Source organism: Flavobacterium sp. HJSW_4 (genome assembly GCF_042436695.1).
Classification (GTDB): domain Bacteria; phylum Bacteroidota; class Bacteroidia; order Flavobacteriales; family Flavobacteriaceae; genus Flavobacterium.
The window spans coordinates 1-15087 of record NZ_JBHNPP010000009.1 but is presented as its reverse complement, the minus strand read 5'-3'; the positions used below and the strand labels follow the sequence as shown (position 1 = coordinate 15087).

At 35.4% G+C, this 15087-nt stretch carries 8 protein-coding genes; 1 reads left to right on the top strand and 7 read right to left on the bottom strand.

Going from position 1 to position 15087, the window contains the following annotated elements; genetic code table 11:
• Nucleotides 1–45 precede the first annotated feature (45 nt).
• The 4 genes from ACE01P_RS10605 to ACE01P_RS10590 form a co-directional block, all read right to left on the bottom strand.
• Nucleotides 46–1440, bottom strand: coding sequence for a RagB/SusD family nutrient uptake outer membrane protein (locus tag ACE01P_RS10605; protein ID WP_379697230.1), 1395 nt, complete (start codon nucleotides 1438–1440; stop codon nucleotides 46–48).
• A 9-nt stretch (nucleotides 1441–1449) separates the two neighbouring features.
• Nucleotides 1450–5031: a SusC/RagA family TonB-linked outer membrane protein gene (locus ACE01P_RS10600; RefSeq protein WP_379697227.1), complete on the bottom strand. Its 3582-nt coding sequence runs from the start codon at nucleotides 5029–5031 to the stop codon at nucleotides 1450–1452.
• Nucleotides 5032–5131: 100 nt separating this feature from the next.
• Nucleotides 5132–6316, bottom strand: a complete 1185-nt coding sequence (locus tag ACE01P_RS10595) for a FecR family protein (RefSeq protein WP_379697224.1) — start codon at nucleotides 6314–6316, stop codon at nucleotides 5132–5134.
• Nucleotides 6317–6414: 98 nt separating this feature from the next.
• Entirely contained in the window at nucleotides 6415–6930 is a 516-nt protein-coding gene (locus ACE01P_RS10590) for an RNA polymerase sigma factor (protein WP_379697586.1), read from the bottom strand.
• A gap of 217 nt (nucleotides 6931–7147) precedes the next feature.
• Between ACE01P_RS10590 and ACE01P_RS10585 the strand changes: the two genes are divergently transcribed.
• Nucleotides 7148–7618, top strand: a complete 471-nt coding sequence (locus tag ACE01P_RS10585) for a GNAT family N-acetyltransferase (RefSeq protein WP_379697221.1) — start codon at nucleotides 7148–7150, stop codon at nucleotides 7616–7618.
• Nucleotides 7619–7759: 141 nt separating this feature from the next.
• Here ACE01P_RS10585 and ACE01P_RS10580 read toward each other — a convergent pair whose 3' ends face one another.
• The 3 genes from ACE01P_RS10580 to ACE01P_RS10570 all read right to left on the bottom strand — a co-directional run.
• Nucleotides 7760–9730, bottom strand: a complete 1971-nt coding sequence (locus ACE01P_RS10580) for an OmpA family protein (RefSeq protein ID WP_379697218.1) — start codon at nucleotides 9728–9730, stop codon at nucleotides 7760–7762.
• A 2-nt stretch (nucleotides 9731–9732) separates the two neighbouring features.
• Nucleotides 9733–10644, bottom strand: coding sequence for a type IX secretion system membrane protein PorP/SprF (locus ACE01P_RS10575; protein ID WP_379697216.1), 912 nt, complete (start codon nucleotides 10642–10644; stop codon nucleotides 9733–9735).
• Between the two features lie 63 nt (nucleotides 10645–10707).
• Nucleotides 10708–15087: Ig-like domain-containing protein (locus ACE01P_RS10570; RefSeq protein WP_379697213.1), on the bottom strand; the 4380-nt coding region annotated here is incomplete at its 5' end.

Genomic DNA, 15087 nt, shown 5'->3' with positions numbered 1-15087 from the left:
ATGAAGTGCACTCAAAAAAGGAGTGCACTTTTATGAGTTACTTAATTATTTATTTTGTTCTAAATGTGGAGCATAATCAAAGTAAATTGGTGCAAATGGCATCTGATAACGGTCTGCGTTTGGAGCAAGCGTTAAAGTCTGACCTAAAAGATTATGCGTTATAGTTTTTGCAAATCGAGGATCTTTGTTTAGCCTTTTTAAATCAAACCATCTAAAACCTGCTGTTCCCATCAATTCTCTTCTTCTTTCTGCCAACACTTTTACTAAAGCATCGTTATTATCTGTTGCAGTAAGAGCTACATATTCTCCAGTTCTAAAACGGCTTTCTCTTAACTTATTAATTGTTGCCATTGCAGCACTTGCAGATCCCGCTCTTGCTTCTCCTTCTGCTTTAATCAGCATCATTTCCGGTACACTTGGCCCCGCATTTCTTCCTTCATCTGTTAGGCTTTCTTTTGCATAAACTCTTCCTAAAGTAAATGATGAATCAAAATTTGAAGCTGGCTGTGTGAACATAACATAACGCAAATCATTTGAATCAAAAGAATTAAGCAATTCATCACTTAACTGTAAAACTTTTGGCGAATATTGAAGTTTATTATAACTCCCTTTTGATAAAATAATTTCTGAATCAAACCTCTTTGTTGGATACGTACTAAATTCATAATCAGCCAGATTAACCAGCTTGTTTTGCAATGCCAATGCCTTTTCAGCATTTCCTCTTGCTTCTGGATAATTCCCCATTAACAAATACGTTCTAGCCAAAAGCGCATAAGCCGATGCTTGTGAAGGAAACGCAACATTCAATCCTGAATTTACAGGTTTTAAACCTGAATTTACAGCATCATTTAAATCTGCAAGAATTAAATTATAAACTTCTTGAACCGATGCTCTTCTGATATCTTGAGAAACTGTCGGAGTTGTAAAAATCGGAACTCCCAAATCTGTATTTGATGTAGAAGCATCGTATGCTTTTCCATAAGTATTTACCAACATTAAGTAAATAAAAGCGCGGTGAACTTGAGCTTCTCCTTTTATCGCTAATTTTTCTGCTTCAGTACCTTTTTTACTTTTCATTACTTCAGTAATGATAACATTTGTATAGTACAATCCGTCGTACAAAGATTCCATATCGAAATCTTTTTCACCATCATAATAAATTTGATCTGACCATTTATACGTATTAAAAAAAGGACGATAATAAGTCGATGATTCTAATGATGTTATCTGCGTATCGTTTGTAAAATTAGCATCATCTGACGCGGCATCTATAAGATCATATGTATAGTCAAACATTCTTGTGTTATTCAGAAGATATCTATAATTTAAAGTTTCTTCTGGAACCAATTTCCCTTCTGTCTGAATATCTACATAATTATCACAGCTAGCCACAAATGCACTTATGGCAGTAATGGCGATATATTTTAAATATTTTTTCATCATCAAAAATTAAAAATTAACATTAAAACCAATTGAATACAATGCTACTGGAGGAGTTTTGATGTTTGCTCCTGTAACTGGAGGAAAATCTGGATCTATACCTTCTTTGTTTTTTCTCCAAAAGAAACCTAGATTTCTTGCAGAAAAAGTAACTCCCGCACTTCTTACCACTCTGCTTTTTATTAAATCTGATAAATCATATTTTAATGAAAGTTCTCTAAAACGAATATGATCTCCGTCAATAACTTGGCTGTCGCTAAAAACATATCTGCTATAGCTGTAACCTCCCATACCTTGAACTCCAGGAACATTTGTTGTTGCTTCATCTCCTGGATTTCTCCATCTCTTATCGATATCTGCATTTAAGTCATAAGATCCAAAAGTCCCACGGCTTACATAACCCGTAAAGGTTGGTTTAAACATAACATAGTCTAATTTGTAAGTTGCCAAAATGAATAATGAAAGCTTCTTATAATTGAAAGTATGGCTAAAACTACCGTAATAAGCAGGAATATTAGTTCCCATATATTTCATATCATCAATGTCTTTTAGCGAAGTAAAAGAATTTACAATATTTCCTGACTTGTCGTAAACCTGAGTCATACCTGTAGCGTCTAATCCTGCAGATCTAAATGCAAAAACACTATTTAATGGATAACCTGCAATTGGTGGTGTTGATCCCGTACCGTTTAAGTAATTGCTATAACTTGTAAAACGAGAATCGGTAACTTCCGTTTTATTATAAGAAACAATTAAAGTTGAATTCCATGAAAAATCTTTAGCTTTTACAATGGTTCCAGTTAAACTAAAATCTAGTCCTTTTCCTTTTAAATTTGCTGCATTTCGAACAAGGTTATCATTAACCAATCCGTAAAAAGGAGACACAGGGAATTCAACAATTAAATCCTTACTGTCTTTCGTATAATATTCAATTGTACCACTCAATCTATTATTTAAAATAGCATAGTCAATTCCAAAGTTCAAAATTCCAGTTTTTTCCCAACGTAAATTTGGATTTGCTGGAGAAGTAATACCAGCATAAGGTTGTTGAGAATAATAATCTGAATCGTTTAAAGTAATATTGGTAAATGGAAAAGTCTCCATATTGATGTTTCCATTAAAACCGTAGCTTGCTCTAAGCGCAAGACTGTTTACAAGATTTACATCTTTTAAGAAAGATTCATTTTTAATGATCCATTTTGCACCCGTAGACCAAAGCGGAGTTCTTCTTAATTTTTTATCTACACCAAAATTATTATAATCGTCTAAACGCGCACTACCCGTTAAAGTATACGTATTTTTGAAGGTATAACCAGCATTTGCATAGTAAGACAAAAATCTTCTTCGGCTTTCTTTAAGAACATTATTATAACTGGCATAACCAATATAACCACTTACATCTGGATAATTTTGCGCAGGAATATCAATTGAGGTTTGCGTCTTAGAATTGTATCCATACAAGGTACCACCATCAATGTTTTCTTTAACCTGTCTTGCTTCAATACCTCCCATTGCGTTAATCAAATGATCTTCGCCAATGATACCGTCATAATTTAACTGACCTCTAACCGTATAACTATTTTTATCATACTTACTTCCTTGATAAATTCCACCTCTTGGAACACCATATGATAATTCGCCAAAACTGTCTACAGAAGTGGCTGTATTAATAATATCTCTTGTAAAATAGGTGTCTTCATTATACATATTTGGATTAGACAAATAAGAACGTTCTATCGTATAATTTCCTACAGCATCTAATCCTTTTAATAAAGGAATAGTAGCCGAAATAGTAGCACCATAATTTTGCTCATCAATAGTTTTGTCCAAATTATTAAGCTCATCTATATAGTTATATTTCCAAGGCAGATAACCTCTTTGCTCCAACGGAATAGTTACTCCGCTGTAAAAATGCTGATAATATCCAACAGAGTTTCCGCTATCGTCTACAATTTGGTCATAAGGCAATAACGTAGATCTAGATCTAGCTAATGGCCCTAGTCCTAATCCGTTTTGGTTGAATTTAAAAATAGAACCTCTTAGACTTGTATTCAATTTGATGTAATTGAATAATTTAAAATCCTGATTGGCTAAGAAAGTCAAACGTTGTCCGTCTGTTCCAGCCGCTTGAGTTTCTTCTTTAGAATAAGATCCAGAAACTAAATAAGAATAGTCATTTTGTCCGCCTCCGCTAATAGACAAATCATAGTTTTGCGTTGTCGACGCCTGAAGCATGTATTTTTCTAACTGATCATAAGTATTACGGCCTCTCAAAACATTCAATGCAGCTTCTTTTTCAGATGCTGTAATTTGTCCTCTTTTTTCTTGGAACATTAATTCCATTCCTTGACTAATTGGAGCCGGAAGATAGCTTGTAACACCAGCCGGATCAATAATCATTCTTTTATCAACCAATTCTTGTTCTAGATTTAAAACCTGAGAAGAATTCATTAATGGAAGTCTAGACAATGTCGGTTTATTTGAAAAACCATAGCTCTGTGAAAAATTAATGCTTGGTGCTCCTGATTTTCCTTTTTTAGTATCAATTACCATTACTCCGTTTGCTGCTCTTGCTCCATAAATAGAAGCTGCTGCGGCATCTTTTAAGAATGTAATCTTTTCAATATCATTCGGATTTATTGTTCTGATATCCAATTCAGTTGGCGTACCATCCAAAACAATCAAAGGCATATCATTAGAACTATAAGTAGATTTACCTCTAATCGCAAAATTATAGCTTGTTGCAGCTGCTGCACTTCCTAACACTGTACCATATACAAATGTATTATCAGATTCCATCAAATCAATCTGAAGACCAGCAACCTGCCCCTCTAATCTATTTATCACGTTAGAAGTTGGAATTTTCTCCAATTCTTTAGCAGTTATAACAGCGAAAGATCCCGTAGAACGTTCTCTATCAATTTTTTGATAACCTGTAGAAACTACTTTTACTTCATCAAGCTTACTTACATCTTCCAATAAAATTGGATTAATAATCAAACTGTCATTAACGGTAACTTCTGTTTTTTTGTATCCTAAATATTCAAAAACAAGAATATCTCCTTTTTTGGCCATGATTTCGTAAGAACCGTCAAAATTGGTGATCGCGCCGTCTTTTGTACCCTTCACCCAAACTGTTGCACCAATTAAAAATTCCTTTTTAGCATTGGTGACAACACCTTTTATTTTTACTTTTTCTTCTAAAACTGATGCTGTTCCAATTTTTGCCTTTGTATTTAAAGCAATAACAATCAGTTTATTATTTACAAATTCTGCTTTATAATTATCTCCCAATAATTCTTTAAGAACTACCATAATATCGGTATTGTTGGCCGATATATTTACCATTCTTTGTGCATCAAAAACATCATCACTGTAGAAAAACTCAACATTGGTTTTTCTCGTAATTGTTTTCAATACAGATGATACTGACTGGTTTCTGGCGTTTATGCTCACTTTTTGCGAATAAGCAAAAGCCACTATATTGAAAAGAAATATCGTTAATATTAGGGATTTCTTCATGAGATCAAGAAATTTATCCCAAAGCGCGGATTTTACCCCACAATCTTTTGCGGATAGGTTTTTTTTCATACTTTTAAAATGTTTTGGTTGGTTAATAGACTTCGAACTCTTTTTTCGACTTGAACAAATACTTGCCGGGAAATACGCCAATATTTTCCGGTTTTCTTTTTTACTTACTTACGGTTACTTCATACGTTTGGTTTACTTTGGTTATTTTATATTTCACATTCGATGTTTTGCTAATGATATCCAAGAAATGATCTATAGGTTCATCCTTTAAAACAATTCCGGTAAATTTGATCTGCTCTAATGATTTTTGCTCGAACTTGACATTAAAGTTGTACCATCTTGCCATTTTAATTAAGATGTTTTTTAAATTTTCATTTTCGAAATAAAACTTGCCATCTTTCCAAGCCGTATAAACTGATGCATCAACTTCTACTACTTTTAATCCCGCATTTTTAGAACGAGCCTGCTGTCCTGGTTTTAAAAGAACAGATTCGTCTTCTTGCGAAACTTTTACTTTTCCTTCAGCAAGAGTGGTTTCAAAATTTTGGTCTTCCGCGTAAGCGCTCACATTAAAATGAGTTCCTAAAACGGTTACGTTTCCAGATTTGGTTTTAACCGTAAAAGGGCTTTGCTGGTTTTTAGCAACTTCAAAATAGGCCTCACCTTCGAGAGACACATTACGAGTTTTTCCGCTAAATTCCACAGGATATTTCAAAGTAGATTTTGAATTAAGCCATACTTTTGTACCGTCTGAAAGATTAACAGCGTAGATTCCACCAATAGGAACAATCAATGTATTTTCACCTCCAGTTGTACCTTTCATTGCTTTTGCATCATAAACCAATACATGGTTTACATTTGATATTACACCATTTTTAGAAACGATTTTTTCTTTTTTAGGTTCTAAAGAAACTACGGTTCCATCTGCCAAAACCAAAGTCGGATTATTGTATTTAGGCACAATACTTTTCACCACAACCACTTGTTTTTTTACTGTTTCTTCTTTATTGAGGTAAAAGAAAACAGAAGTGATTCCTGCTAAAAGAACTAAAACCGCCGCATATTTCAATACCTTTTTGTAATTAAAAAGTGAAATTACAGGCGCGTCATTAAAATCTAGTTTTTCTTTAATTCGTTCGAATGCCGAATCAACATCAATCGATTTATAAAATCTCTCTTTTGACTTTAAAGTTTCTAAATCAATAACTTTTTGATAATATTCATGATTTTCGGGTACAGAAAGCCAATCCTGCAAAAAAGCATTTTCTTCGATCGATAAGTCCCCTACAAGCAATTCCTTTCTTATAAGATCAGCGATTATAAATTCTTTCTTTCCTGAAGCCATATTTTTGATATTAAGTATCGGTTATTAACACTTTAAGTAAATGTTATATAACTAAGAGTGCAGAATATCAAAAAAGGGTGGAAAGATTTTTGTTTTTTTTAAAGAAAAAGCAAAATAAATAAAAGTTCGGAGTGATTTTTAAGTTTTTCCTTCAGTAATTCGATGGCGCGGGCGCGTTGTGACTTCACTGTATTGATAGAAATATTGAGCTGTTCAGCGATATCTTTGTACTTCATTCCTTCTAAACAAGAAAGTTCAAAAACTTCTTTACATTTTTCTGGTAATGAATTTAAAGCTTCAATTAAAGTTGAATACAATTCTTCTTCTAAAATATTAAAATCGAATTCTGCGGTTTCATCCGAAAGTTTATGATCAAGCTCAACAATTTTCTGTTCTTTTTTTAAGATTAAAAGAGAACCGTTTCGAACCATTGTATAGAGATACGATTTAACGTCGACTATTTTTTCAAATTTTACTCGATTTTCCCAAAGCTGCAGCATGACGTTTTCTACAACTTCTTCGGCAAGAAAATTATCTTTTACAAAATTTAAACTGTAGCTCACAAGGCGTGGATACAAAGAATAAAAGAGTTCTTTGTAGTACGCTTCATCAATTTTGATATTTTCTTGTTCTGAGCTAATTTTTGGCTGTTCTTTATATACGCAAATATAAATTTAATATCAATAAAACATTATTTTTACCAAATAATTATCATCAAATCCCTTAAAGTACTGCAAAAAAGTAAGAATAAAATGCTGTTTTAATTATATTTTTGTTTACCATAAATATTCAGCTCTTTTACTTTTGAAAAAATATCAATAATAATTAAAAATGGAAATCACAATCAGAGCATATAGAGATACCGATAAAAACGAATGTATGGATGCGTTTAAAACGAATGTTCCTAAATTCTTTTCAGATCAGGAGGTTTTTGACTTCGCAGATTTTCTGGAGAGAATTGAGAAAGGAATCGATGACATACCGTTTTATGTACTTAGTTATAATCAAAAAGTAATTGGCTGTGGAGGTTATGCGAAGGATCAAAATAATGAAGTTTTTACATTGGCATGGGGACTCATTCACAATGACTTTCACAAAAAAGGATTTGGAGAAAAACTTTTATCATATCGATTGGAGGAAATCAAACGATTGTATAAAAATTCTTCCGTAATCATTGATACAACCCAGCATTCCGCAGGTTTCTTTGAAAAATATGGATTTGTAACAAAAAAAGAAACCGAGAATTATTATGCCTTGGGAATGCACAGAATAGACATGGAATTAAAAAACAAAACTGAATAACAATAAATACAAAAAAACAGAACGTTCTCGCTCTAGTCAAAAAAACAAAAACCTCCAAAAATCAAAAATTGATCCTGAAGGCTTTTGGGGGATTTTAATCTGGATGAAGCTATTATGACCTCTGTTCCAAACTTTAATTTATTACATCGAGATAATCAAAAACTCGCTTCTTCTGTTTTTTAGGTGTTCTTCTTCAGAACATTTTACGCCGTCTTTACATCTGTTAAGCAATTTGCTTTCGCCGTAACCTTTTCCTTTTAGTCTATCGGCAGCAATGCCTTTTTCGATCAGCCATGACATAATCGATTTGGCTCTTTTATCAGATAAAACCAAATTTGATTTTGCTGATGATCTACTATCCGTATGCGAACGGATATCTATTCTCATTTTTGGATATTCCTGCATAGCTTCCAGAATTTTCTGCAATTCTACTGCAGCGGCATCGGTAATATTCCATTTTCCTAAATCGAAATAAATCATCGAAATATTAAGCAATTTTCCTAAATCAGTTCCGATTTTGATTTTTTTAACTTCTGAAATTGGAAGTGCTGCAATAACAGCGATTTTTTCTTTTTCTAAAACAAAGTCCAATTTATTCTCCAAACCGTAAGCAATTGCAACCTGATTTTCTTTTGATGGATATTGTTTTCTTTCTACTTTAATAAAATAGTTTTTACTGCAGTTTACTTTAAAACTATAAGTTCCGTCGGCTGTTGTTACTACTTCTCCTAAAGGTTGTTTATTTTCGTCGAGCAGCGTTACTTTGGCACCTTCTATAGCTTCATTGGCTTTACTGTCTAAAATAGTTCCGGTAAGTGTTCTTTCACAAACTAACTTTTTGGTTTCTGTAAATTTGTAAATATCATCGTTTCCTGAACCGCCTTTTTTATTAGAAGAAAAATAACCTTTACGATTATTGTTGTCTATGATAAAAGCGAAATCATCAAACTTTGTATTTACGGGTTCACCGATATTTTGCACTTGATCAAAAGTGCCGTCATTTAAAATTTTAGAAACGAAAATATCTAATCCTCCTAATCCTGGGCGTCCATCAGTTGCAAAATACAACTCGTTATCTCCAGAAATAAACGGAAAAGTTTCTCTTCCTTCGGTATTAATGCTGCGTCCTAGATTTTCTGGTTTCCCAAAACTTCCATCACCATTAATAGTAACGCTGAACAAATCAGACTGTCCTAGTGTTCCCGGCATATCCGAAGAAAAATACAATTTCTTTTCGTCTACACTCAAAGCTGGATGCGCTGTGCTGTAAGCATCACTGTTAAATGGAAGTTCTTTAATGTTCGACCATTTTCCTTCTACAAGTTCTGCTTTATACAATTTTAAAAGCGTAATGTTTTTTTCGTCTTTCCCTCTTTTTCCGTCTAAAAAGTTGTTACGGGTAAAATACATTGTTTTTCCGTCTTTGGTAAAAACAGGAGTTGACTCATTAAATTTAGAATTGATTTCTTTGTTTAAAAGCATCACCGTTTTAGCATTTCCATCTGACTTAAGTTCGGCAACATACAAATTCGTAAAGTTTTTATTGGTCCATTTAAAGGTTTTGCCTTCTTTTTTTCCAATTTGTCTAGCTGAACTAAAAACTAAATTACTGCCTAAAAATGCGCTTCCAAAATCTGAATTTTCAGAATTGACATTCGACGCCGAAATTTCAAATCTTCCAGAATTCAGCTTAATCTGATCCAGATAGTTTTTATTGTTTTCAAACAAAATACCTCTGGTGTCTGTACTTGCTTTTTTATTGAATTCAGTCAGCATTTGATCTGCTTTTTTATAGTCGCCCAATGTTTTAAGCGATTGCGCATATCTATAATAATATTCTGGTTCCTGCTGTGCATTCAATGCAAAAAGTTTTTGATACCAGCTGGCCGCTTTTACCAATTCTGCATTAAAGTAATAGGCATTTCCAAGTCGCTGAAACATTTTTTGTTCTTCGTAACCTTTTGCTGCAAGCTTTTCGTAAATCTCAATTGCATCCGCGTAAGCGTAATTATTGTATTCTTTTTCAGCTTTGTCTAAAAGGGCTTTTTGTGCTATTCCGCTAAAAAAGAAGAAAGACAAAAAAATCGTATATAGTATTTTTTTAAAATTCATAATTAGAAGAATCTTGGTGATGTTATTCGGTTGAAATTATTCATGAACTCAAAACGAAGGAAAATCTCGTGCGAGCCTGAATTGTAATTGTTCAATTTGGTGGTTTCACGATCGTAAGCATAACCTATGTACATGCTTTTATTGATCTGAAATCCAGCCATAGCACTTAAAGCAGCGCTCCATCTGTAAGAAACTCCAGCCGTGAATTTTTCATTAAATAGAAAATTGGCAGAAACATCTAATTGAAGCGGCGAACCATCTACCATTTTTGCCAAAACAGCTGGTTTAAATTGGATCATTTCGTAACGATCTAAATTAAATACATAACCCGCAATTAGATAATAATTAATCAGCTCTTTAAAAATGGCTGTATCATTATCATCGTAACGGCTTGTTTGGATAAAGTTGGGTACAGATAGACCAACATAACCTTTGTCTGAATGCCAATAAACACCCGCTCCAACGTTTGGTGTAAATTTGTTTCTAAAGTCTGAAAACTGAGGATCTCCTTGATGTTCTGGTCTCAGTTTATTAGGATCAAGGCTGAAGATATTTGCCGATCCTTTGATACCAAAAGACAATTTAGCATCTGCTGATGTTTGAATAGAATAGGAGAAATCTGCCGAAATATTATTTTCTGTTGTAGGCCCGATTTTATCATTTACTAATGAAAGCCCCAATCCGATGTTTTTGTTATTTAAAGGAGTATTTAATGACAATGTACTTGTTTCGGGTGCTCCGTCCAGCCCTACCCATTGCGTACGATACAATCCGAAAACACTCATTACGCCTCTTGAACCGGCATAAGCTGGGTTTATGTTAATGGTATTGTACATATATTGCGTAAACTGCGCATCCTGCTGGGCAAAACTTGCTGCAGAACAAAACAATAAAACTAATGCTAATTTTTTCATTTATTATAGATTTAAAATAATGGCTTAACCTATTGCTAAGCCATTATTATTAGTATAGGAAAATTATTTAGTCAAGTATAAATATCCAGCTTCTTGTCGAGGCTTAGACTGATTGTCTTTATATCTCAAAATGTAATAATATGTTCCTTCCGGCAATCCGTTTGATTCCTTTACGGTTGTTCTTCCTTCTGAATATCCTTTGAACACTACATCATTGTTGTTGTAATGATCTCTTTCGAAAACAAGAACTCCCCATCTGTTAAATATCTGAACTGTATTGTTTGGATAACATTCGATACCGCGGATGTAAAATCTCTCATTCATATTATCTCCATTTAGAGAAACTGCATTAAAGATTTTAATATCACAACCGTTGAATTCGATTACAGTTGGTTTATCACCGCCCGTATTCTCAGCATCTGATTTGTCTGTCACTGCAATACCACTTTGCGTAATCGCCGAAACAGTAGATTGATTACTTACCATTCCTGAATTAATATCTGCTTGTGTTAAAGTGTAAGTAGCGGTAAATGTTGTACCGTCACTAGTTCCCACTGCTAAATTAATTGGCCCTCCTTTTAGGATAACTCCTGGTAAAAGATCAGAAATAGATATGTTTTTAAGCGGTACATTTCCATTATTCGTAACTGTAAAAGTGTACGTTAAAGTCTCTCCAGCTTCTATTGCTCCATTTCCATTATTGTCATCAGAAGAAACTTTCATGATTAATGCAATCGAAGGCACTTCAACAAAAATCTGAATCGTTGCTGTGCTGCAGTTATTGCTGTTTGCTTTTTCACAGATTTGGTAAGTCAAAGTATGATTTCCACCTTGCGTTCCAGGAGCAACATCAATCGTTCCGTCAGCATTTAAGGTAATTCCAGCAGGGAAATTGTTTCCTGTTAAAATAACATCTTCCGGATTAACTGGTAGTCCATTTAGTTTATCATTGTCTAAAACATTGATCAATTCTAATGAACCATTGATTCCGTCTGCTCTTGCAATATCATTGTCATTTCCAGCTTCGATTCCGAATTGAGGTTTTGCGTTACAACCAGCCGTTGCTGCTGGATAGTTTACAATTACCGATTGAGTCGGATTTAAAGTAAACTGCATTGTTACTGCTGGTCTGGTCAATTCAAATCCGTCAGCACCTTCCATCCATTGTCCATTCACTAATACCCATCCCGGCCAGTCTGTCGGACGATTATTTCCATCCACAACTGTTCCCGGCCATAATACATTTCCGCTTAAAGACATGTTCGTTTGTGTTGCCACTACGTTATTTGCGCTGTCAATCCAATTAATTGTTAATGACCCCGTTGGTGTAAAGTTGTCTGGAGTTACGCTATAAGAAACGTAAGCTGCATTATTCGAACAATAACTTTCTGCTTTAATAGTCATTGTCGGTGCTACTACTGTAACTGAAACAGTCGCAGAAGTACAGTTTCTTGAATTGGCTTTTTCGCAGATTTCATACGTTAAAGTATAAGTTCCTGCCGGAGCATTTGGAATTAATTCAATTGTTCCGTCTGGTTTTAATGTTAATACATTATTAGGATCTGGAGTCAGTACATTCAAATTAATATCTGAAATTATCAGTGGGTTACGATCTAAAGTATCATTATCTAAAACATTGATAACTTTAACCACTTCATTGATCCCTACAACAGAACCAATTTCGTCTTTAATTGCGACAAGATCTCTCTTAATAACTGGAATTGTTATTGTTCCTGGTGTAGCATCGACAGCTCCATTATTATCTGTTGCTGTAAAAGTGAATGAATCGTTTCCTGAAAATGTTCCGCTTGGATCATAAGTCAGCATTGCCGCTTCTGCTGGTGTCAAAATTTGATTAGCAGTTACTGGAACACCAGAAAGTGCTAAAACACCATAAGAAGGTAACGTTTCTACAATATAATTTACAATTGTTCCGTCTGTGTCTGTTGCTGTTAAAGCATTAATTGCTGTGGCACCCGCATTTGATGGAATTCCATTATTTACATCATCGATTGCTGTTGGCGCATTGTTTCCAACAATAATTGTAATTGTCGCTGGTGCAGAATCTGCTCCTAAATCGTCAGTTGCGATAAAAGTAAATGTGTCATTTCCAGTAAATGAACCACTCGGATCATAAGTCAGCATTGCAACTTCTAAAGGAGTCAAAATTTGATTTACTGTTACTGCTGTTCCGCTTAAAGCTAAAGTACCATGTGCAGGAAGTGTTACAACAGTATAATTTACAATTGTTCCATCAATATCTGTTGCTGTTAGCGCATTGATTAATGTTGCATTTGCTGTTGATGGAATACTTCCGTTTGTATCGTCATTGGCAACCGGAGCATCATTTACTGCCGTAACCGTGATTTTGATATTGGCTGTTGCCGTTAAATTCCCGTCAGTAATAATATAAGGAATGCTGATTGGGGTTGTCGAGTTGAAGTCAGCCGAAGGCGTGAAAGTAATCGTTCCCGAAGCCGAGATATCTACCGTTCCGTTTGAAACTGCTATTGTCTGGGCATTTCCTGTTAGAGCTGTTCCATTGATTGAAACGATGGAAAGCGCATCGCCTTCAACATCCGTGTCATTGCTTAGCGGAGTTAAAGTAACCGTGTTGTCTTCTGCAACCGTGTAAGGGTCGTCGTTGGCAACCGGAGCATCGTTCACTGCCGTAACCGTAATTTTGATATTGGCTGTTGCAGTCAAATTTCCATCAGTAATAATATAAGGAATGCTGATTGGGGTTGTCGAGTTAAAGTCAGCCGAAGGCGTGAAAGTAATAACTCCCAAAGCCGAGATATCCACAGTTCCGTTTGAAACTGCTATTGTCTGGGCATTTCCTGTTAGAGCTGTTCCATTGATTGAAACGATGGAAAGCGCATCGCCTTCAACATCCGTATCATTGCTTAACGGAGTTAGAGTAACCGTGTTGTCTTCTGCAACCGTGTAAGGATCGTCGTTTGCAACCGGAGCATCGTTTACTGCCGTAACCGTGATTTTGATATTGGCTGTTACCGTTAAATTCCCGTCAGTAATAATATAAGGGATGCTGATTGGAGTTGTCGAGTTAAAGTCAGCCGAAGGCGTGAAAGTAATCGTTCCCGAAGCCGAGATATCCACAGTTCCGTTTGAAACTGCTATTGTCTGGGCATTTCCTGTTAAAGCTGTTCCATTTATTGAAACGATAGAAAGCGCATCGCCTTCAACATCAGTGTCATTGCTTAGCGGAGTTAAAGTAACCGTATTGTCTTCTGCAACCGTGTAAGGATCGTCATTGGCAACCGGAGCATCATTCACTGCCGTAACCGTGATTTTGATATTGGCTGTTGCAGTCAAATTCCCATCAGTAATAATATAAGGAATGCTGATTGGGGTTGTCGAGTTAAAATCAGCCGAAGGCGTGAAAGTAATAACTCCCAAAGCCGAGATATCTACAGTTCCGTTTGAAACTGCTATTGTCTGGGCATTTCCTGTTAAAGCTGTTCCATTGATAGAAACGATGGAAAGCGCATCGCCTTCAACATCCGTGTCATTGCTTAACGGAGTTAAAGTAACCGTGCTGTCTTCTGCAACCGTGTAAGGATCGTCATTGGCAACCGGAGCATCGTTTACTGCCGTAACTGTGATTTTGATATTAGCTGTTGCCGTTAAATTCCCGTCAGTAATAATATAAGGAATGCTGATTGGGGTTGTCGAGTTAAAGTCAGCCGAAGGCGTGAAAGTAATAACTCCCAAAGCCGAGATATCTACAGTTCCGTTTGAAACTGCTATTGTCTGGGCATTTCCTGTTAGAGCTGTTCCATTGATTGAAACGATGGAAAGCGCATCGCCTTCAACATCCGTGTCATTGCTTAGCGGAGTTAAAGTAACCGTGTTGTCTTCTGCAACCGTGTAAGGGTCGTCGTTTGCAACTGGAGCATCATTCACTGCCGTAACCGTGATTTTGATATTGGCTGTTGCCGTTAAATTCCCGTCAGTAATAATATAAGGAATGCTGATTGGGGTTGTCGAGTTAAAGTCAGCCGAAGGCGTGAAAGTAATAACTCCCAAAGCTGAGATATCTACAGTTCCGTTTGAAACTGCTATTGTCTGGGCATTTCCTGTCAGAGCTGTTCCATTGATTGAAACGATGGAAAGCGCATCGTCCTCAACATCCGTGTCATTGCTTAACGGAGTTAAAGTAACTGTGTTGTCTTCTGCAACCGTGTAAGGGTCGTCGTTTGCAACCGGAGCATCGTTTACTGCCGTAACTGTGATTTTGATATTAGCTGTTGCTGTACTTCCAACATGCCCATCGCTTATTACATAAGGAATGCTGATTGGGGTTGTTGAATTAAAATTAGCCGAAGGCGTGAAAGTAATCACTCCTGAAGCCGAGATATCTACCGTTCCGTTTGAAACTGTTATTGTCTGAGCATTCCCTGTTAAAGTCGTTCCATTTAT

Excerpts from the sequence above, each read along its gene's own strand:
- ACE01P_RS10575 (WP_379697216.1), bottom strand. The coding sequence starts at position 10,644 with ATGAAAAAATTAGCATTAGTTTTATTGTTTTGTTCTGCAGCAAGTTTT.
- ACE01P_RS10595 (WP_379697224.1), bottom strand. The coding sequence starts at position 6,316 with ATGGCTTCAGGAAAGAAAGAATTTATAATCGCTGATCTTATAAGAAAG.
- ACE01P_RS10600 (WP_379697227.1), bottom strand. The coding sequence starts at position 5,031 with ATGAAAAAAAACCTATCCGCAAAAGATTGTGGGGTAAAATCCGCGCTT.
- ACE01P_RS10580 (WP_379697218.1), bottom strand. The coding sequence starts at position 9,730 with ATGAATTTTAAAAAAATACTATATACGATTTTTTTGTCTTTCTTCTTT.
- ACE01P_RS10585 (WP_379697221.1), top strand. The coding sequence starts at position 7,148 with ATGGAAATCACAATCAGAGCATATAGAGATACCGATAAAAACGAATGT.
- ACE01P_RS10605 (WP_379697230.1), bottom strand. The coding sequence starts at position 1,440 with ATGAAAAAATATTTAAAATATATCGCCATTACTGCCATAAGTGCATTT.